10 protein-coding genes are annotated in these 20,815 nt (G+C 66.4%); 8 read left to right on the top strand and 2 right to left on the bottom strand.

Going from position 1 to position 20,815, the window contains the following annotated elements; all coding sequences use genetic code 11:
* Positions 1-108 precede the first annotated feature (108 nt).
* The 3 genes from OXG83_00345 to OXG83_00335 all read left to right on the top strand — a co-directional run bounded on the left by OXG83_00345 (position 109) and on the right by OXG83_00335 (position 3,332).
* A complete protein-coding gene (locus OXG83_00345; GenBank protein MCY3963454.1) occupies positions 109-1,089 on the top strand; it encodes a malate dehydrogenase in 981 nt (326 codons plus the stop codon).
* A gap of 108 nt (positions 1,090-1,197) precedes the next feature.
* Positions 1,198-1,725, top strand: coding sequence for a ferritin (locus OXG83_00340; protein ID MCY3963453.1), 528 nt, complete (start codon positions 1,198-1,200; stop codon positions 1,723-1,725).
* Positions 1,722-3,332 carry an MFS transporter gene (locus OXG83_00335; GenBank protein ID MCY3963452.1) on the top strand — a complete coding sequence of 537 codons (1,611 nt, stop codon included), beginning with the start codon at positions 1,722-1,724 and terminating at the stop codon, positions 3,330-3,332. Before OXG83_00340 ends, OXG83_00335 begins: the two co-directional genes overlap by 4 nt.
* An 18-nt stretch (positions 3,333-3,350) precedes the next feature.
* Here OXG83_00335 and OXG83_00330 read toward each other — a convergent pair whose 3' ends face one another.
* Both OXG83_00330 and OXG83_00325 read right to left on the bottom strand, forming a co-directional pair.
* Positions 3,351-4,412 carry a C-terminal binding protein gene (locus OXG83_00330; GenBank protein ID MCY3963451.1) on the bottom strand — a complete coding sequence of 354 codons (1,062 nt, stop codon included), beginning with the start codon at positions 4,410-4,412 and terminating at the stop codon, positions 3,351-3,353.
* 4 nt (positions 4,413-4,416) lie between these two features.
* Complete coding sequence (locus tag OXG83_00325; GenBank protein ID MCY3963450.1) at positions 4,417-6,072, bottom strand: AMP-binding protein; 1,656 nt, start codon at positions 6,070-6,072, stop codon at positions 4,417-4,419.
* Between the two features lie 212 nt (positions 6,073-6,284).
* Here OXG83_00325 and OXG83_00320 point away from each other — a divergent pair, with 212 nt between their 5' ends.
* The 5 genes from OXG83_00320 (at position 6,285) to OXG83_00300 (ending at position 20,775) form a co-directional block, all read left to right on the top strand.
* Positions 6,285-10,346, top strand: coding sequence for a hypothetical protein (locus OXG83_00320; GenBank protein ID MCY3963449.1), 4,062 nt, complete (start codon positions 6,285-6,287; stop codon positions 10,344-10,346).
* A 241-nt stretch (positions 10,347-10,587) separates the two neighbouring features.
* Positions 10,588-13,065: a leucine-rich repeat domain-containing protein gene (locus OXG83_00315; protein ID MCY3963448.1), complete on the top strand. Its 2,478-nt coding sequence runs from the start codon at positions 10,588-10,590 to the stop codon at positions 13,063-13,065.
* A gap of 44 nt (positions 13,066-13,109) precedes the next feature.
* Positions 13,110-15,782: a LuxR C-terminal-related transcriptional regulator gene (locus OXG83_00310; protein MCY3963447.1), complete on the top strand. Its 2,673-nt coding sequence runs from the start codon at positions 13,110-13,112 to the stop codon at positions 15,780-15,782.
* A gap of 218 nt (positions 15,783-16,000) precedes the next feature.
* Positions 16,001-17,413, top strand: coding sequence for a hypothetical protein (locus tag OXG83_00305; protein MCY3963446.1), 1,413 nt, complete (start codon positions 16,001-16,003; stop codon positions 17,411-17,413).
* On the top strand, positions 17,410-20,775 hold the full coding sequence (locus OXG83_00300) for a fibronectin type III domain-containing protein (protein ID MCY3963445.1): 3,366 nt from the start codon (positions 17,410-17,412) through the stop codon (positions 20,773-20,775). Before OXG83_00305 ends, OXG83_00300 begins: the two co-directional genes overlap by 4 nt.
* Positions 20,776-20,815 lie beyond the last annotated feature (40 nt).

Here is a 20,815-nt window from a genome sequence, read left to right as displayed (position 1 = left end):
AGCGAACAACCCGTCCAACCTCTCCCCGCCGTCGATACCTTCCGAACCCGCACGCGCACCAGACCGCGGTGCTACGATCCCGCGCCGGATCGAGGAGGAAACCAGGCCATGCAGACACCCGTTCGAGTCGCCGTCACCGGAGCCGCCGGTCAGATCGGCTATTCCCTGATCTTCCGCATCGCCGCCGGGGAGATGCTGGGGCCGGAGCAGCCGGTGAGCCTCCATTTACTGGAGATTCCGCCGGCCATGGATGCCCTCGCGGGAGTGGTGATGGAACTCCGCGACTCGGCGTACCCGCTACTACACGAGGTGGTGACGAGTTCCGACGCCGACGAGGCCTTCGACGGCGCCGACATCGCGATGCTGGTCGGTGCGCGGCCGCGCGGACCGGGCATGGAGCGCAAGGACCTGCTGCAGGCGAACGCGGCGATCTTCTCCGTTCAGGGCAAGGCGCTCGACGCCCACGCCAGCCGCGACGTGCGGGTGGTCGTAGTCGGTAACCCGGCCAACACGAACGCCCTGATCGCGGCCAGCAACGCGCCGGGCCTCGACCGCCGGCAGTTCACCGCGATGACCCGGCTCGACCACAACCGGGCGATCAGCCAACTCGCCGGGAAGACCGGCGCCCACACCACCCAGGTGCACCGGATGACGATCTGGGGCAACCACTCGGCCACCCAGTACCCGGATCTCAACCACGCCCTGGTCGACGGCCGGCGGGCGCCGGAACTCGTCGACCAAGCCTGGACCCGCGACGAGTTCATCCCCACCGTTCAGCAGCGCGGCGCGGCGATCATCAAGGCGCGTGGCGCGTCGTCGGCGGCCTCGGCGGCCGCCGCCGCGATCGACCACATCCGCACCTGGGTCCAGGGCACGGCCGACAGCGACTGGGTCAGCATGGCGATTCCCGCCGACGGCAGTTACGGTACGCGCGAGGGCGTTGTCTACTCCTTCCCGGTCACGACGAGCGGCGGCGACTACGAGATCGTGCCGGACCTCGACATCGACGAGTTCAGCCGCGGCCGGATGCAGGCGACGCTCGACGAGTTGTTCGAAGAGCGCGCCGGCGTCGAAGAACTGCTGCCGTAGTCCAGCGCGGGCAGACGGGTCCCGCTTCACCGGTTCTCCATCGGCCGGCGCTATGCTGGCGGCGTCCGCTTCCAACCGACCCCAAAAACGCCCAAACCGGAGGACACGATGGACAAGACCCTCCACGACCGTCTGAATGCCCACCTTGGTCTCGAGTTCGAGGCCGCCCACCGCTACCTGTCCATGGCGCTCTGGCTCGAGCGCATCGACCTGCCCGGCTTCGGCGCCTGGCTGCGCGGCCAGTCGGCCGACGAACTCGGCCACGCCCACCGCATCATCGATCACCTCGCCGACCGCGATCTCCTCGTGAAGATCCCCGAGATCCCGGCTCAGCCCACGGAGTGGGAGTCACCCGAGGCCGCGGTCGCGGCGATCCTGGAGAGCGAACAGCACGTTACGAAGGCGATCGAGGAGCTCTACGACCTCTCCGAGAAGGTCCACGATCGCGCCGCCTCGATCATGCTCCAGTGGTTCATCAACGAGCAGGTCGAAGAAGAGAACGTCGCCCGCACGCTGCTTGGCCGGCTGAGGCTGGTGAGCGGCGACGGCGTCGGCATGCTGATGATCGATCAGGAACTAGCGAAGGGCACGGTCCCCGGCGCCATGGCGGAACCGGGAGCGGACGGAGGCGAATGACGTCAACAGACCAGGATAGCCAGACCCCGGCCCAGAAGGCGCCGAGCAGGCGCTACTCCAACTACGTCCTGGGCGTCCTCGTCCTGGTCTACGTCTTCAACTTCATCGACCGGCAGATCCTCTCGATCCTCGCCGAGGACATCCGCAACGACCTCGGCGTCAGCGACGCCCAGCTCGGCTTCCTCTACGGCACCGCGTTCGCCGTCTTCTACGCCATCTTCGGGATTCCGATCGGCCGTCTGGCCGACATGTGGACCCGCAAGAGCCTGATCTCGATCGGTCTGGCCGCGTGGAGTCTGATGACGGCGCTGTCCGGCACCGCCCGCGGCTTCGCTTCCCTCGCCGCGTACCGGATCGGCGTCGGCATCGGCGAATCGAGCGCCGGGCCGGCGGCGTTCTCCATGCTCGGCGACTACTACCCGCCGCGGCTGCGAGCCACGGTCACAGCGATGTACTCGAGCGGCGTCTACATCGGCGCCGGCCTCGGCATCCTGATCGGCGGGCAGATCGTTGACAGGTGGAACAACGCGTTCGCCGACGGCGGAGCACCGTTCGGCTTGGTCGGCTGGCAGGTCGCGTTCTTCGCCGTCGGCCTGCCGGGCCTGCTGATGGCGATCTGGGTATGGACTCTGAAAGAGCCAGTGCGAGGCCAGAGCGAGGGCATCGTCACTCCCCCGCATCCCGCGCCGTTCAAGGAGCTGGGCCGCGAGACGGCCGCCATCCTGCCGCCGCTCACCGTGTTCTCGTTGTTCGCGAGCGGCGGCTTCCGGGCGATCGTCAGGAACCTGCTGATCGCGGTGGGATGCGCCGCCGTCGTTGTCGGACTGATCCAGGTCTCCGGCAACCCGGTCCAGTGGATCGCACTCGGGATCGGCGCCTACGCCTTCCTCTCCTGGGTGCAGCGACTGCGGCTGAGGGACCGTCCGACTTTCGAGCTGATCTACGGCTCGCGGTCGATGATCTACGGCATGTTCGGCTTCGGCTGGATGGCCTTCGTCGGCTATGGCCTCGGTTTCTGGGCACCGTCCTTCTTCCGGCGGGTTCACGATCAGAGCGCCGGTGAAGCCGGCCTGGTCCTCGGCCTCACCGCGGCGGTCGCCGGCTGGCTAGGGGTCGCCGGCGGCGGCTACTTCTCCGACCGGATGAAGCAGAAGACGGCGAAGGCCCGTCCACTTTGCGGGCTCATCATCGCCCTGGCCTCGATCCCGCTCGGCGCCTTCTTCGTGTTGACCGAGGACGTGACGACCGCCTACGTGCTGAACTTCGCCTTCACCGTCGTCGGATCGGCCTGGATCGGTTCGGCCGTGGCCCTGGCCAACGACCTCGTGCTGCCCAGGATGCGCGGGACGGCATCCGCGTTCTACATCCTGATGATGACCTTCGTCGGTCTTGCGCTGGGACCCTTCCTCATGGGTTGGCTGAGCACGACCTTGGAGGCCGGCGGCGCCGACTCCGGCCGCTCTCTCCAACTGGCGATGCTGGCCAGCCTGGGCGCCTACGTCCTCGGGGCGATCTTCTTCTGGCTCGCCGGTCGCACCGTGGCCGCCGACGAGAGCAGCCGGGTCGAGCGGGCGCAGGCTGCAGGCGAGGTGGTCGAAACGGCCTGAAGACCGTGCGCGCCCGGCCTACCGGTTCGGTCCGCGCTCCATCGGCACCGGCTGCCAGCGCTCCAGCTCGACCCTCGGCAACACCGTCGGGTTGACACAGCTCATCGGCCAGCGGCCGGAGAGCGCCAGGGCCACCTCACGGCCGACGCGCCGCCGGGTCACCGGCCGCATTCGGGTCGTCGCCGAGGCGACGTGCGGTGTCAGGATCACGTTGTCCATCCCCAGAAGAGGGTTGTCCTCGGCCGGCGGTTCCCGTTCCAGCACGTCGAGCGCCGCGGCCGCGATCTGGCCCGACTCAAGCGCCTCGATCAGCGCCGCCTCGTCGACCGTCGGGCCACGGCCGGCATTGATCAGAACGGCGGTCTTCTTCATCGCCGCGAACTGGGGACCCGAGAGCATGTGGCGCGTCTCCCGGTTGAGGGGCGGGTGCATGGAAAGGTAGTCGGATCGATCCAGCAGTTCGCCGAAGCCGACCGGCTCGACCCCCTCGCCCGTCATCTTCAGTTCGCTGACGTAGGGGTCGTGCGCGATGACGTGCATGCCGAAGGGCTTCGCCCGCCGCGCCACCGCCCGCGCCACGTTGCCGAACGAGATCAGGCCGAGCGTCTGTCCCCAGAGCCGCGGCACCTCGTTGAGCAGGGGCCGACCCTGGAACCAGTCGCCGCGACGGACCATGGAGTCCATCTCGCGCAGCCGCCTGGCCCCGGCCAGGAGCAGCGCCATCGTGTGGTCTGCCACTTCCTCGATGAAGACGTCGGGAACGTTGGTGACCACGATGCCGGCGTCGGTTGCCGCCTCGACGTCGACCATGTCGACGCCGACGCTGCCGACGCCGATCACGATGCACTCGTCGAGTCCCGCGATCACCGAGCGGGAAATCCGAAAGCCCCACGACGTGATGACAGCGGCGGCGTCCGAGGCCTCGGCGAGGAAGTCCTCCTCCGTCTTTGCCGACACCTCGACCAGCTCCGCCACCGGCAACAGAGCCTCCAGTTCGAAGTGGTAGCGGGTTTCGACCGACGCTGCCTTCGCGATGCCTGGCAACTGGACGACGACCTTCTGCTTGCTGTTGCCGCTCACTCCCTCAGGCCTCAGCGGTGGCGAGCTCTGAGGTCGCCCACTCGCGCAGACCGTTGTAGTCGGCCTTGCCGTTCGCCGCCCGTCCGACGCTGTCACGCACCAGGACGCGCTTGGGCGCCTTGTAGGACGCCAGTTCGCGCTTGACCCATCCGATCACCTCCGGTTCGCTGAAGCGGCCGGGATCGTCGAGTTCGACGACCGCCGTCACGGCCTGCCCGAAGCGCTCGTGCGGCACGCCGACGCACACCGCGTCCCGAACCGACGGATGGGTCTTCAGCACTTCCTCGACCTCTTCGGGGAAGATCTTCTCGCCGCCGCTGTTGATGCACACGGAGCCACGGCCGTAGAGCTTGAGGGAGCCGTCAGCCTCGACGGTGGCGTAGTCGCCCGCCATCGAGTAGCGGACGCCGTCGACTTCGGCGAAAATGGCCGCCGTCTTCTCAGGGTCCTTGTAATACCCGACCGGAATGTGACCGGTCACGGCGATCCGCCCAAGCACCCCCGAGCCCGCCTCGACCTTGTTGCCGTCGTCGTCGATCACGCAGGCGTTGTCGCCGAGCACGAAGGAGGCCGTGTCGCTGGCCTCGCCGGCGGTCGAGTCGGACCGTCCCATGCCGATCGACTCCGACGATCCCAGGCTGTCGGTCAGGATCGTCTCCGGCGGGCAGTGGCACAGGAACGCGCGCTTGACCTCGGCGCTCCACATGGCGCCCGAGGAAACCACGGCTTCGAGGCTCGAGAGATCGAAGCGTTCAGGAGCCTCGTCGAGCGCCCCGACCATCGGCCGTGCAAACGCGTCGCCGACGATCGCGATCCCGTTGATCCTCTCGCTGGTGATCGCCTCGAGGGTCGCCATCGCGTCGAAGCGCCGGTTGGCGAGGGTGACCACACAGCCCCCGTTCAGCATGCTGCCGAGTGCGGTCAGAAAACCCGTCCCGTGCATCAACGGGCACGCGGGAAGCGAGACCCGCCGCATCAGAAGCTCATCGAACTGGGGCACCAGACCCTCCACACCGCCCGAAAGATCGAACGGCTCGGGCCGGCCTTCGTTGCCGAGCAGCCAGAGATCGTCCAGCCTCCACATCACCCCCTTCGGCATGCCGGTCGTGCCGCCGGTGTACAGCAGCCACAGATCGTCGCCGCTACGCCGCCAGGGCGCTTCGAAGGACAGCGATTCGCCCGGTGCCGCGGACGCTGCCTGCTCGTAGGGAATCGCCCAATCGGGACAAGGCCCGGAGCCGTCGTCGACCCACAGCCAGGTGTGGATCTGCGGGACCTTCGCCATAAGCGCCTCGATCCGCGAGGCGAAGCAGCTGTGGAACACCACCGCCACGACATCCGCGTTGTCCCACAGGTAGAGCAGCTCGCCCTCGACGTAGCGGTAGTTCGTGTTCACGGGAACCAGGGACGCCTTGAAGCAGGCGAGGACCGATTCCAGGTACTCCGGAACGTTGTACAGGTACTGCGCCACCTTGTCCTGGCGCTTCGCGCCCCGCTCGATCAGCGTCGCCGCCACGCCGTTCGCACGGCGGTGCATTTCGGCCCATGTGTAGCGGCGGCTCGGGGCGCCGCCCAGTGGATCGACGAAGGCCTGCGCGGGCGCCTCCGGTTGATGCTCTGCGATTGCTTCCAGAATGTCCGCGTGATGCCAGTCGCTCATGGGCGCAGGAATCTAGCAGTTGGCGGCAGCGCTGGGGTCGTCTCCGACACCGATTTCGGTTACCTGGTGAACAACGCTGCCGCTCTACCCGATCACCCTTTCGCTAGGCTCACCGCGGTGACCAGATTCTCTGGGACCGCGGAGACGAACTGGCAATGGTGACCGAGAAAGGGCGCCCGAAAGGCCGGAGAACACGTCTTCGCTTCCAGACGATGACAGCAGCCGTCGGGTTGCTGTTCGCTCTGCCGGCGGCGGCCATCGTCTACGTCATGCCGACGGACGAGGGCATGGTGGACCGGTCGCCCATCATCGTCTTCGGCGAAGTCCTGAGCGTTCAACCGGGGCCCGCCGGAGCTACTCCGACGACCCAGTACCTGTTCGCGGTCGAGGAAGTGCTGAAGGGGTTCGTGGCCGGTAGCGGCATCATCGTCCGGCAGCCGGGCGGCGTCGGCGCAGATGGTGTGGCGATGAGGGTTCTCGGCCTGCCGATGCTGGCAGAGGGCAACCGCGTCCTGCTGTTCCTGCACCCCGCAGAGAACGGTGCGCACGGCATCGTGGAGTACGGTCTCGGCATGTTCTACGAGGCCCGGGTCGGCGACCGAGCCTTCCTGCTGCGCGAGCCCTCGCTCCGGGGCGAGGTCGTCCTGCCGGGCGGTCAGGCGGCGACTGGCCGCGTCAGGCGCCGGGGCTACCGCGACGCAGCGGCTTTCCGTCGCTGGATCGCCGACCGGGCGGCGGGCGCCGGGCGGCCCGCCGACTACCTTGCGCGGGAGCTTCCGGAGCATCCCACGGCGGTGGTGTCGCCGTTTCGGTTGACTCAGTTCTCCTGCGCCGCAGGAGCAATCCCGGCAAGGTGGCCCAACTTCGACCGCGGCGAAACCGTCGGTTTCGACGTTCACTCGCGAGGCCAGCCTGGCATAGCTGGAGGCGGCCTGTCGCTGGTGCGCGCCGCCATGCGAGTCTGGAACGCCGATCCCGGGAGCAACGTGGACCTGGAGTTCGCCAGGACGATCACCTCGCCCCCCCGTCTCGGTCAACTGGACGGAGACAACTCGATCACGTTCGAGGACCCCCACGACGAGATCGAAGGCTCGTATGTTGCGGGACGGGGTGGCGTCATCGCCCTGACTTCGACTTGGTCGAACTGCGTTCCGCGCACCGTGGGCGGACTCCGCATCAGTGAGATTCCAGAGGCGAACATGGCGACGCAGGACGGCTACCGGAGCTTCCTTGGTCAGTTCGACTCGCGAACCGCGGAACGCGCCTTCCAGAACGTCATGGCCCATGAGCTGGGCCATGCTCTGGGCATCGCTCACCCCTGTGAACCAGAGGAAAGCAACTGCGACACCGCCCACGAGTTCTCGGGTGCGGTGATGTGGTGGAGGAGCGATCCCCACCGCGATCTGGGCACGGCTCTGCACAGCGACGACCGGGCCGCCGTGCGCCGGCTCTACCCGGACGAAAGCCACTCCCCCGCTCCCGACCTGGTCGTCGAGTCCCCGGCTTCGACCGAGAGTTCCGTGGCGCCCGGCGGTGCCTTCACCTTCGCCGCGACGGTGCGCAACCGCGGCGACAGTCGGTCGAACGCCACGACCCTGCGCTACTACAGGTCTTCGGACAGCCGGATCACGACGTCCGACACTCCGGTGGGAACGGACCAGGTCAGCGCTCTCTCCGCGTCGGAAACGGACAGGCAGTCCATCGACCAGCAAGCACCAGCCACTCCTGGGACGTACTACTACGGCGCCTGTGTCGACGCGGTGTCGGGCGAATCGGAAAGAACGAACAACTGCTCCATCGGAGTACCTGTTTCCGTAACCGGAGCAACGGCAAGCTGCAGTGGAGACACCTGTCTCCTGCAGGGGAGGCGCTTCAGGGTCAAGGCCCGTTACTCGAAGGCCGGCGCCCCGAGCCAGAGCGCCGGAGCGATGGAAACGGCGCTGGCGGGCTCCGCCGGGCTGTTCGGTGGCGACAGCGGCAGTCCCGAACTGCTCGTCAGGATCGTGAATCACTGCCGCACCACGGGCTACTGGGAAGTGCACGCCGGGGTCGCATCGGACGCCGACTTCAGCGTTGCCGTCAGGCATGTCGAAACCAACGAACTCAAGTGGTTCCGCACCCGAGACCGCCGGTCCATCGCCGACACGGAGGCGTTCGCCTGTACGACGAGCGACGACCATGCAGCACCAGCCGATCCCGGCGGTAGCACGAACGGCGCCCCGTGCAGCGGCCTCACCTGTCTCCTGCAGGAAGACCGCTTCAGGGTGAAGAGCTGGTACGCGCGGGATGGCGGATCGAGTCAGGCCGCCGATGCGACATCGGTGGATCTGGGCGAATCCGCCGGCCTCTTCGCCTTCGACAGCGGCAACCCGGAGCTGCTGGTCCGGATAGCCGAAACATGCAGTACGAGCGGCTACTGGACGGTCTACGCGGGGACCGCCTCGGACGCGGACTTCAGCGTGGCCATCAGGGACACCGAGACGAACGAACTCAAGTGGTTCCGTTCGCAGGGCGGGGAGGCCGTCGTGGATGTCGAGGCGTTCCGGTGCACCGGGTCGGACAACGGGACGCCGCCTGGCGAACCTGCCGAGAGCCCCTGCAGCGGCGACACCTGCCTCCTGCAGGGACAGCGTTTCAGGGTCAAGGCCCGCTACTCGCAGGCCGGCGCCCCGGGTCAGAGCGCCCCAGCGATAGAAGCGGCGCTGGCGGATTCCGCAGGCCTGTTCAGCGGCGGGAGCGGCAGTCCCGAACTGCTCGTCAGGATCGTCAATCGCTGTCGCACAACGGGTTACTGGGAGGTGTACGCCGGGGTCGCGTCGGAGGCCGACTTCAGCGTTGCCGTCCGGGACACCGACACCGACGAACTCAGGTGGTTCGGGGTGCGAGACGGCCGGTCCGTCGCGGACACGGAGGGGTTCGCCTGCACGGACGGTGATGCCAGGATGTCGACGGGCGGCGTTGGCGGCGCGGACGACCCGATCTGCGCCGGCGCAACCTGCCTTCTGCAGGATGACATCTTCAGGGTCAAGGCCTGGTACGTGCCCGACGGCGGCTCGAGTCGGGCCGCGGGCGCGCTATCGGCCGACCTGGGCAAGTCCTCGGGCCTCTTCACGTTCGACAGCGGCCACCCCGAACTGTTGGTGCGGGTCGCCAACACATGCAACACCAACGGCAACTGGACGGTCTACGCCGGAGCCGCCTCGGGCGCCGACTTCAACGTCGCGATCAGGGATACCGACACGAACGAACTCAAGTGGTTCCGTTCACGGGACGGGCAGTCGGTTGTCGATGCCGAGGGGTTCGCGTGCGGCGATCGTGAGCCTCGGGCGCCCGACCTGGTCGTCTCATCCGTTTCAGCGAGTGACGCGAGCGTCACGGCGGGAGCGACGTTCACGTTGAGCGCGACGGTGGAGAACCGGGGTAACGGTCGGTCCACCTCGACGACTCTCCGCTACTACCGCTCTTCTGACTCCACGATCAGCAGAGCGGACAGCGAAGTTGGAACAGACGCCATAGGGACGCTTTCCGCTTCGGCTTCGAGCGCGGAGTCGATTGATCTCACCGTCACTTCAACCCCCGGCACGTACTACTACGGCGCCTGCGTCGACTCGGTGACCGGCGAGGTGAACGCGGACAACAACTGCTCCACCGGAGTCAGAGTGGCGGTAGGCAGTGCCGTAGTCGAGTACCGCTACGACGACGGGGACACCAGCAGGTCCTCCTGGCTCAGCACAAACGCCGGTGACGTCCACGAGCAGGAGTACGCCCAGCGATTCCGGCTCAGGCAAAGCGGCACCGTGGATCACGTTACGGTCTGTGTCGCTCGGCGGCCGAATGTCGGCAACAGCAGTCGCCTGCCCTTCAAGCTCACGTTCTACAGGGATTCCGGGGGACGCCCGGGAGGCGCTCTCGGCGAGTTCACGGGCACGCTGGAAAGTCCTTCGGCGGGAAGGTGGCGGTGCTACAGGATTGGCGGCGCCATCACCGCCCAGAAGCTCAGTGGCGGCGACACCTGGATCGGCCTGTCCTGGCTATCCTCAACCGGGATGGCGATGGTCGTGGATGACCGCGCGACCGGGTCCACGAAACTCAGCATCAGGGCCCGTTTGACGTCGAACTCAAGCTGGATCGCGTGGCAGGACCACCCGATCTCCTCGGTCAGGGTGTTCCTGATCCGTCTCGCGGTCAACCACGGCGGAAGTACGATCGCCTCCGTCCCGTCCGGCGACCAGCTACACGTTTCTCCACGACACTACAGGCCGGGTTTGTTCTAGCCTCTTCGATGTGCTGAAGCGCAAGGCACGACTTCTCCTCCTCTTGTTGGCGATCGTGTCACCGGTGACCGCGCAGCAAGGGAAACCGGGAGCCGCGTACTCAGCCGCTGAACCTGTCCATTCAACGGTCGGTCTTCGCGGCGGACAGGGCGCCGTCAGGAGCTCGATATCGAAGGGAGAGTTCACGGACTGCCGTCCCACGACGACGCCACTCATGTTCGATGGCGGCTATCGAGTGAGCATGTGTTACGAAACCGCGGAAGGCGTCGTCGGCGAGGCCCGGGGGGGAATCTGGGCCTCGGGACAGTCGGGCCTGCTCTGGTTCTTCGACCGTGACAATGCCGAAGTGCTGGTCAAGGTGCTCGACGGCTGCTCGCACAACGGTCGGCGCTGGATCTTCGTCGCGCCCGTCACCGATGTCGCCTTCAACCTCCACGTTACGAGCAGCGGAGGCCGTGAGTGGACCCATCGCAACCCCCTCGGCCGAACGGCGGAAACCAGGAGCGACACCTCGGCGTTCGTCTGCGCGACCGAGGACGACGCGACGAGTACGTACGCCGCAGCCAGCGGACCGCCGGAGACCGCGCCGGGCCTATCCGTCACCGCGAGTCCCATCGTCCGGGGGGAGCACACGGACTGCAGGCCCGCGACGACGCCACTCACGTTCGACGGCGGCTATCGGGTGAGCCTGTGTTACGAAACCGCGGAAGGTGTCGTCGGCGAGGCCCGAGCGGGGATCTGGGCATCGGACCAGTCGGGCCTGCTCTGGTTCTTCAGCCGCGGCAATGCCGAAGTGCTGGTCAAGGTGCTCGACGGCTGCTCGCACAACGGTCGGCGCTGGATCTTCGTCGCGCCCGTCACCGATGTCGCCTTCAACCTCCACGTCACGAGCAGTGGAGGCCGTGAGTGGACCCACCGTAACCCCCTCGGCCGAACGGCAGTGACCAGGAGTGACACATCGGCGTTCGTCTGCGCCACCGACGACGGTGCGCCCGACGATGCCACGCCCGTCGACATCACGGACCCGACTCTGCGCTCGGCTATCCGGGCTGAGCTTGGTCTGCCGAGCGGCACGTCGATCACAAGAGACCACCTGAAAGGTCTGACTCGCCTGGCTGCCAACGACGCAGGGATCAGGGACCTGGAGGGACTCGAGGCAGCGACAAATCTGACCTTCCTGGAGCTTCAGGGCAACGAGATCACGGACGTGTCTGCCCTGGCGGGACTCGTCAACCTGAGCTGGCTGAAACTTGCAAGCAACAGGATCTCGGACGTGGCGCCACTCGCCGGACTCACCAGACTGAAGGTGCTGGAACTCGCCTACAACGGATTGGGCAGCCAGGCTGTGGGAATCTCGAACGTGGCGCCGCTCGCCGGACTTACCGGGCTGACCCACCTCACCCTCGACTACAACCGAGTCTCGGACCTGGCCCCGCTCGCCGGACTCACGAACCTGAACAACCTGTACGTTCAGGTCAACAAGATCACGGATGTCGCTCCGCTGGCCGGACTCACGAACCTCACGGGGCTGTACCTGGCGGACAACGAGATCGGGGACGTTGGTCCGTTGGCAGGACTCACCAAACTGAGCTGGCTGCACCTTCAGGACAACGGGATCGCGGACGTGGCCCCGCTTGCCGGACTTACAAACCTGAAGAACCTGGACCTTGGCTTCAACGAGATCGCGAGCGTAGCGCCGCTCGCCGCACTCGCAGATCTGACCGACCTGCGCCTTGCCTACAACCGAATCTCGGACGTGGCCCCACTTGCCGGGCTCACCAACCTGAGCGCACTGGACGCTCGCTTCAACCAGATCGCGGACGTGGCCCCACTTGCTCGACTCCCGAGCCTGAGTGCGCTGGACCTTCGCGGCAATCCTCTCGACCCCGCCTCGCTCGACCTCCATGTCCCAGGCCTTCTCCGGAGAGGCGTCGAAGTGCAGTTCGATCGATTCACCAAGGGCGAGTTCGACATCGAACTCGTCTTTCTGGACGAGCGGTGGAGTGGCGGCCGCGGCCAGACTCATCGGCAGGTGGTCGAATGGGCGGTCAGGCGATGGACAGCGATCGTCTCGAACGACCTGGCCGACCATGTGTTCAGTCAGGCAGAGTCGGGCAGGTGCGGCGAGGGGTCGTGGGAAATCTCAGCCGGCGAGCGCGTGGACGACCTGCGGGTCTACGTGACCAGCTTTGAGGGAGATCCAGAAGATCCGGTTGGCTACGCCGGACAAGCCTTGCTCCGCGACAGTGGTTTCCCGGTCGTGGGGTGCATGGCGATCGACCTGGACCGTGCCAACGTCGACGTCACTGCCTCCCACGAACTCGGGCACGTCCTGGGCATAGGGATCGGGCCTCTTTGGGGCGACTTCCTCCAGACTTCGACCGATCCCCACTTCAACGGCCCTCTGGCGATCGCCGCGTTCGACGATGCGGGCGGCACGAGCTACGTCGGCGCCAAGGTGCCCTTGGCGGAGCCAACGCACTGGAGAGTCCCCATCCTCGACCATGAGCTCATGGGGCCGCACGGGGGACACGCCCTCAGCGCGATCACGGTTCAGGCTCTCGCGGATCTCGGCTACCAGGTGAACTTGGACCAGGCCGACGAGTACTCCTTGTCAGGCGCCGGCGCTGCGGGTGGGGCGTCAGCCCACGGGGCAGCGCAGGCTCCGTTCTGCGGCGTCCGCGGCACAAGCAAGCCGATCCCCGTCGTCGGCCGGTAAGCTCTTCTCCTGGCGCTCTGGGAAGAGCCAGCGCGCCGCGAGGAATGCCTGGACAGCCCTTTCCCACGCACGCATTCCCCTGGTTGCTGCGGCAGAAGGTCGCGATCCCGGACCGGGTCGCAGGGTACCTCCCGCGGCCGGAACTCGAGCAGCGGGCCCTCCCCACGCGCCGCAGGTTAACGGTGTTGCGAGCAGCCGGCGGGTTTGGCAAGACGACCCTGATGGCGGAGTGCTGCCGCCGGCTCCGCCGCAATGGGGTCACCATAGCCTGGGTTTCGCTGGACGAGAGCGACGAGCCTGGGGTGCTTGACGTTTACATCGCCTTTGCCTGCGCCAGAGCCGGGCTGAACCTCCTCGACGCGGCGCCTGCGAGTGAAGTCGCCGACGGGCCAACTGGCCGGATCGGCACGGTTCTTCGCGAGATTGAGTCGCTTGGAAGACCCTTCGTCCTTGCCTTCGACGAATTGGAGCGTCTGAATCCCGCCTCCGTCCCGCTCCTGGCGTTCCTCCTGCACCGCGGACCCTCCAACCTGCATCTTGTGTTCGCCGGCCGGGAAATCCCGGACGGCATTGATGTGGCCAGTCCCCTATTGGCGGGTCACGCGGAAGCGATGGAAACCGAAGACCTGAGGTTCTCCCGGGCGGAGGTGGCTAGGTTCTTCGGCCTCCGCCTCTCGCGTCGCGCCCTGGCGCAAGAAATCACTCGTTCGGCTGGATGGCCAGTGGCACTGCGCATTGCCAGAAACAGCATGGAACACGCAGCGGACGACGGCCGCGACGCTGCGCATGGCTTCGTCGGAAACTGGATCGAGTCCCGCCTGTTCGCAGCTCTTGGGCGCAGCGAGCGGGACTTCGTTCTGGACTTGGCGCAGCTCGACTGGATCGACGCGGAGCTGTTGGACGAAGTGCTGCAGCGGAGGGACTCGTTGCGCCACTTCGAGTCGATGTCCGCGCTGACGGGTCTGCTCGAGCCGCTCGCTGACGGCGAGACCCAGCGCTGGCGGCTGCATCCGCTGGTGCGAGAGCACTGCATCGACAGGCGGCGTCACGAAGACCCCGAGCGCTTTGCCGCCGTCCATCGGCGAATCGCCACGGCCCTGGCGAAACGCCGCGAGACGATAGCGGCGATGCGCCACGCAATCGAAGGGCGCGATCCGTTCCTCGCCGGCAGGATTGCCGAGCGGGCAGGCGGCGTACGCCTCTGGATCCGCAACGGTGTCCCGGAGTTGCTGCAAGCAAATCGCCTCTTGACCGAGGAAGTCGTTGCCGCATCGCCGCGACTCAAACTGCTCAGATGCATGGCGCTGGCACTTGCAGGGCGCGGCGACGAGGCAAGGGCGCTCTACAGCACGTGTCCCCGCTCCATCCCCTCCAGCGACGACAACGACGACTTCCGCTACCCCCTGGAGGATCTCACCGTCCGTACCGGCCTGGCGCTGTACGGCGTGTCTCCAGTCGGGTCGAACTGGTCGGAGACCCTGTTTCGCGACGCCGCCCGGCTGACGGCAGCGGTGGACCTAAGTCCGGCAAAGCGCGGTGGAATCGAGTACGGTCTATCCATCCTCCACTTCCTGAAAGGGGAGTTCGACGTCGCCCTCGAGAGGCTCTCCGAGGCACTCGAGTCCACCGGCACCGACTACATCGTGTTGTACGGAGGAATCCTGCACGGCCAGATCGACTTCGTGAGAGGCCGATTGGAGGGCGCCCGGGCACACTTCCGCAGAGCACGCCGGATTGCCAGGAAGGGTTTTCTACTCGATCCTACGGCGATGACGAGCTGCGATGTCGTTCGGAACGAAATCGCCCTGGAATGCAACCCCGCTTCGGCCGCCGTCGAACCGCCCGGCGTGCTGAGAGTGTTGACGAGCCACGGCGTGCCCTTCTCGTACTTCGCAACGGCCAGCAACGTGTTGATCGGCACCAGGCTGCGGTCCGGACAGGTCGACAAGGCCCTCGCCCTGGCGGACAGGTTGGTGCTTCGTTCGCGCAGGGCGGGATTGACCACCTTCCTGAGATTGATCGTCGCGCTTCGCGTCTCGGTGCTGGTGATCGCCGGCCGCGAGGCAGAGGCCGAACGAGCCTGGCGGCGGGAGGGGTTGCCTGCGGAGCCTGCGGCCTGCGTGGACTTGACGGCTCAGAGTTGGAGGGAAGTAGAGGCCGTTTCGGAAGCGCGTGCTCGTCTGTTGATAGCAGGCGGACGGTGGGAGGAAGGGCGGTCGCTGTTACGTCAGTTGCACGAGGTTTCGGCCGAGCTGGGCCTACGCACCGTCGAGATGCGCGCCCTGGCGTTGTCCGTCGTGCTGGAACAGCGAGCTGGCGACACCCAGGCGAGCCTGCGACATCTGACGAAGTACCTGAGGCGGTTCGCCGAATCCCCCTACGCCTGGCCCCTGGTGCGGGACCAGGTAACCTGCGTGGACGCATTGCGGATGTACCTCGACCTCGACGCGGACGCATCCCACCGGCAAGCCGCGCGTTCGCTGCTGGCGATGTGCCATGCGGACGAGGGTTCGGCGCCGCTGCTCAGCGAGCGCGAACTCGAGGTGCTACAGCGGTTGCCGGGCCGCCGGGACAAGGAGGTCGCGGCCGACCTGGGCCTGAGCACGCATGGCGTGAGGTACCACCTGCGAAGCCTCTTCACCAAGCTCGCCGCCCGAAATCGGGCGGAGGCCGTAAGGCGGGCTCAAGAGATGGGCTTGATCCCGGACGACTCCTGACCGGTCGCTTCGCCACAGCAACCAACTACACATTTTTCTCCCGCACTACAAGCCAGGTTTGATCTACGCTCTTTGGCGGTAGCGGCGCAGGTCCGCACCCGCTTCCGACTCGTCACGACGCGCGGGGGCAAGAGTGCCGTCTCAGGGTGGCACGAGCAACCGCCACGTCGTCCAACGTGCGCGCAGCGTGGGAACAATTCGTGCTGGGAGACACGACCATGACCATCATGAGAACCTCCGGAATCAGACGCGTTCGTCCGGTGCGACCGGCCGTCGTGCTCACGCTGACGGCGTTGGCCATGGCCGTGTCGGCTCCATCGATCGCTCAGCAGGGGCGGGATCTTCTTGCCTGGGAAGAGCCGGTCCGCGAGCAGGTCTTTGTCAAGGAAACCGTCCGCGACGTAGTCGTCCATGAGGCCAGCGACATCTCGCTGGTCGAAGCGGCTGTCTCTGGCCCCTTCAGAGTCGCCTCTGCCTCCACAACCGAGTACAAGTACGACGACGGCACTCCTGAGGGATTCACTCGCATCAGGAACGCACACGAGCAGGAGTACGCTCAACGATTCCGGTTGCCTAGTGCCGGAACCGTGACCTCCGCGACGGCCTGTTTCGGTCGAGACCAGGACGACGACAACGCGAACGTGTCGTTCGTCCTGACGTTCTACCGCGATTCCGGTGGGCGACCGGGGAGTCAATTGGCCTCGTACTCCGCGAGCGCTTCGGGCCTGACCAGAGGCCAGGGGACCTGCGTCAATGTCAACCGAGGCGACATCACAAACCAGCGACTTGGGAGCGGCAACACCTGGCTGAGCGTCCGGTGGCAGAACTCAACCGGGAAGTTCTTCGCCGAGGATCGCAACGGACCCGGAGGCACGAGGAACTTCTGGCGGAGTCGATCCTCATCGGGAGCCACTTGGGGTTCATGGAACGCCGAGACGGTAGCCACGGCCTACTTCATTCGCCTGAGCGTCGACCACGGAGGAGGTACACCTCCGCCTGACCCGGATCCAGAGACGCCGCCGACCTCCGGCTGTCGACCCACGACCACGGCACTGCGTTTCGACGGCGGTTACGAAGTCAGCATGTGTTACCGCACACCCCAAGGGGAAGAAGGTCAGGCGAAATCGGGCGTCTGGGCCTCCAGCCAGTCGGGGATCCTGTGGTTCTTCAACCGCGAGAACGCCGAAGTGCTCGTGAAGGTGCTCGACGGTTGCGCGCACAACGGCCACCGCTGGGTGTTCGTGGCGCCGGTCACCACGCTGGAGTTCAACCTCTGGGTGACGGGGCCAAACGGCGACCGCTGGACGCATAGCAACAAGCAGAACCAAACCGCAGCCACTAAGAGCGACACATCCGCGTTCATGTGCGCCGACGAAGACGGCAACGACGATGAAGGAGACCCGTCGGGCACAACGTACAGCGTGGGAGACGTGATCACGACGCTGCCGACGGGATCGTGGTTCCCGAACGTCTGCACCGGCGGCTGCAGCTTGAGCGGAAACGTCAAGACAGTCAACTCCAGGGGCGGCTACATCGAGTACGGGAGCTACCGCTACACATGCGAAGCGAGCTCGTGCCAGATCGACGGCAGAACCGTAACGCGAGGCACTTGGTTGGAAACCAGAAGATGAGCTCCCTGGGAGGCGGGCTGGCGATTGCCTTCCTTCTTTCGGCCCCAGCCCCCACGCTCCCCCACGCCATGCCCGCGGGAGACTCGACGGCCGAACCACCGGCGTCGCGTGCCGAGACAGCCCTGAGCCGCGGTGAGTACAGCGACTGCACTCCCGACACGACGGTTCTCGTGTTCGATGGCGGTTACGGCGTCAGCCTGTGCTACGAAACAGCACAAGGGACAGTAGGCGACGGAAAGGCCGGGATCTGGGCGTCGGCCGAGTCGGGAATCGTCTGGTTCTTCAGTCGCGAGAACGCCGAGATGCTGATCAAGGTGCTTAACGGCTGCGCCCACAACGGCTATCGCTGGGTGTTCGTCGCGCCCGTGACCGACGTCGCCTTCAACCTGCACGTGACGAGTAGCCGCGGCAACCGCTGGATCTACCGGAACCGACTGGGTGAGACCGCCGCGACCAGCAGCGACGTCACGGCGTTCAGGTGCGCGACGGACGACACGTACGGAGCCGACCTGGCCGTGCGGGCGCCTTCGGTCAGCGACGCCGACCTCGAGCCGGGACAGTCCTTTTCCCTCCAGGTGCTGGTGGACAACCGCGGCGACGACCGGTCGGCCGCCACCACCCTCAGCTACTACCGATCGAGGGACTCCACGATCACCACGAACGACAGGGCGATCGGCACCGACCCGGTGAGTGCTCTTGTCGAGTCCGGAACCGCGGCCCACTCCATCGGCCTGACCGCTCCGTCAAGTGCCGGCACCTACTACTACGGCGCCTGCGTCGACCCAGTGTCAGGCGAGGCGAACACGGCGAACAACTGTTCCTCCGCAGCAGCCGTACGGGTGGGCGTTCCCGAGGCACCGCCGGCGCTTGAGAGCGGAGGCGACAACGAGGTCGCCACTGGCGACACGACCACCCTGTTCGCGGAAGTCGCGGAAGCCGGTGACGATCTGTACAGCTTCGGCGCCTGGTCGGACGATGAAGACGTCGCCGTTGTGGCTGAGGTGAGAGCTTCGAAGTCCGGTCGACTACTCGCTGTCACCGGAAAGAAAGCCGGAAAGGCGACCATCACGGTCGTGGCCGTCAACAGCCGCGGCGAACCGTCAGGGCTTTCGACGTTCGATGCGCTCGTGACGTCGCCGACTGCGAACGCACCCGCGCTCGAAACCGGCTCAAATGACGACGCGCTCGAGGTCACGTTCCGCGCCACGTTCCGGCCTCTGGAGACGCGCGCCTACGACTATCAGGTTCGGCTACGGAGACCCCAAACCGCATGGACCGATATCGGCTGTCAACCAGTCCGTAACTCGTCTAGCAGCGAAGCAACCGGTGCGGTTTCGATCACGATCACCGGGCTTCGCGCCGGCACGACGTACGAAGCCCGCTACCGGTCGCGCCGCTCTTCTTCCTGTACCGCCGGCTCGCCGGGCCTCTGGTCGGCCGTAGGCCACGGCACGACGAGCGGCACTGCCATCAACAGCCGTCCCGAGTTCGCCGGCGCCACTTCAGTCACCGTCTCGGTCAAGGAGAACGCGGGGGACGAGGTGAATGTTGGCTCGCCCGTTGCCGCCGATGATGCGGACGGCCTTCGCGACATCCTTACCTACAGCCTGAGCGGACCGGACGCCGCGAGCTTCCAGATCGTGCCCGAGACGGGCCAGATTCGCACCCGCGCCGGCCGCACCTATGACTTCGAGTCCCGGTCCACGTACAACGTCACCGTAGAGGCTCGAGACGTACACGACGAGACGGCAAGTCTCCCGGTCACCATCGACATTCTCGACCTCGAAGCTAACTGCTCGCAGCCGCCGAGACTGCGTCTCAACCCGCGCGACGGCCTGCTCGTCGTGCGGTGGACGCCGCTGGAGGAGGACGATCAGACCGCCGCCGTGCTCGGCTACGAAATCGAATGGCGTGCCGGGTCGAGCGGCGCGTGGACCAACCGCGTCACGGTTCCCGGGCGAGAGAACGACTTCGCGTACCTTGCCGGCCTCACCAACCTTCAGCGCTACTACGTTCGCATCCGCCCATTCGGCCCGGAGCGGGCCTGCGGCTGGTCGGAACCGGTATCCGGCATACCCCAAACGGACCGGTCGCCTCTGAACGACCAGGACTTCGAAGATCGCCTGGGCCCCGGCGGCAGGCTGGGCGACCGGCGATTCCCCGCACCGGGCCGGTTCAGCGAAAGAACGAACGGCAGGCACGTCCATGGCAGCTACGACTACGAGAAGACGGAGCCCGACCGGGGCCTGATCACGCTGGAGTACGACGAGGTCGGCCGCTCCGGCTGCTCGCTTTCCCTCCTCTTCTCGTCGCTCACTTCCGGTTCGTTCCTCGACGAGTGCGGGGACGCTGGCGTCAACACCGACTTCGACCTCGAAGAGACGCCGCCCGAGCCGGAGAATCTCGCACCACGGAGCCAGGAGGAGTTTGAGGTCCTCGCGCAGGGAAGGCCGTTCCTGCCCGGGGTGCAGATAGGCGGCCACATCTCTGGAACAGGAGTGTCTATTCGCTTGCCACCGGGCTTCGTGGCTCACACGGGACCCAGGAGAGATTCGGATACTGGTGCAGTGACTCGGTTTGGCCGCTACGAGTATCAGCACGTTGGCCCCAGCAGGGCTCAACTCATCCTCTGCTTCACGTCGTGTACCGAGGATCCGGAGGAACGGTGGGTCATCGATCTGGAGTTCATCTCCAGCGATGCAGCTAAGTACACGATCACCGTTCACCGCAAGGGTCACGAACCGCTCACGCTGGACGGGTTCATCGACTTCAAGAACGGCGACTACCTGAGCGACTTCCCACCGGAACTCGTGCCGCCCCGTCATCCGCCGCAGGCCGCCGGCCGGGACCTACTGGGCATCGACGCCGCATCCGGTTCGACGTCGCTGAGCATCGGCGCCGATTCGCTCCAGACGATCCTTCTGCGCGGCGAGGGCATCCAGGACATCGCGTACTCCCCTGGCGACTGGCTGGAGCCAAAGGACGGCGGCAATCAGCGCATGATGATCGTCGGAGCCGGCCCCGTGGCCGCGTTGGCTACGGGCACCGGAGCGAACGGGCGAACCGGAGCCTCCGACGGACCGGGGTTTGTTTCAAGCGCACAAACCGATCTGACGGCCGTGACCGTCGTCTGCATGCAACGCGAAAAGGGGATCCCCACTCGCGGCTCGCGGTACTTCTCGCAACCCAAGGCGGCGGAAGGAGCCGTTCAACTCTGCCAGCGCGACTGCGTTCGACTGCGCAGCGACCTCGTGCAGGGCTGCGTCTGGCAGTGCGAGCGGACGAACACCGCGTCCGCGGCGGGACTGTCCAAGACGTCGATCGTCGGCAAGTCACTCATCGAGCTCGCCTCCAGGCCCTAAACAGAGCCGAGACACCGGCACCTGCGCGCTCGTTTTGGCG

The sequence above is a fragment of the Acidobacteriota bacterium genome, assembly GCA_026707545.1.
GTDB lineage: Bacteria > Acidobacteriota > Thermoanaerobaculia > Multivoradales > Multivoraceae > Multivorans.
The sequence above is the reverse complement of the archived record's forward strand: the minus strand, read 5'-3'. Positions and strand labels throughout refer to the sequence as shown.

Coding starts and splice junctions, on each gene's coding strand:
- OXG83_00300 (MCY3963445.1), top strand. CDS start 17,410: ATGAGCTCCCTGGGAGGCGGGCTGGCGATTGCCTTCCTTCTTTCGGCC.
- OXG83_00310 (MCY3963447.1), top strand. CDS start 13,110: ATGCCTGGACAGCCCTTTCCCACGCACGCATTCCCCTGGTTGCTGCGG.
- OXG83_00340 (MCY3963453.1), top strand. CDS start 1,198: ATGGACAAGACCCTCCACGACCGTCTGAATGCCCACCTTGGTCTCGAG.
- OXG83_00320 (MCY3963449.1), top strand. CDS start 6,285: ATGACAGCAGCCGTCGGGTTGCTGTTCGCTCTGCCGGCGGCGGCCATC.
- OXG83_00325 (MCY3963450.1), bottom strand. CDS start 6,072: ATGAGCGACTGGCATCACGCGGACATTCTGGAAGCAATCGCAGAGCAT.
- OXG83_00345 (MCY3963454.1), top strand. CDS start 109: ATGCAGACACCCGTTCGAGTCGCCGTCACCGGAGCCGCCGGTCAGATC.
- OXG83_00315 (MCY3963448.1), top strand. CDS start 10,588: ATGTGTTACGAAACCGCGGAAGGCGTCGTCGGCGAGGCCCGGGGGGGA.
- OXG83_00305 (MCY3963446.1), top strand. CDS start 16,001: ATGACCATCATGAGAACCTCCGGAATCAGACGCGTTCGTCCGGTGCGA.
- OXG83_00335 (MCY3963452.1), top strand. CDS start 1,722: ATGACGTCAACAGACCAGGATAGCCAGACCCCGGCCCAGAAGGCGCCG.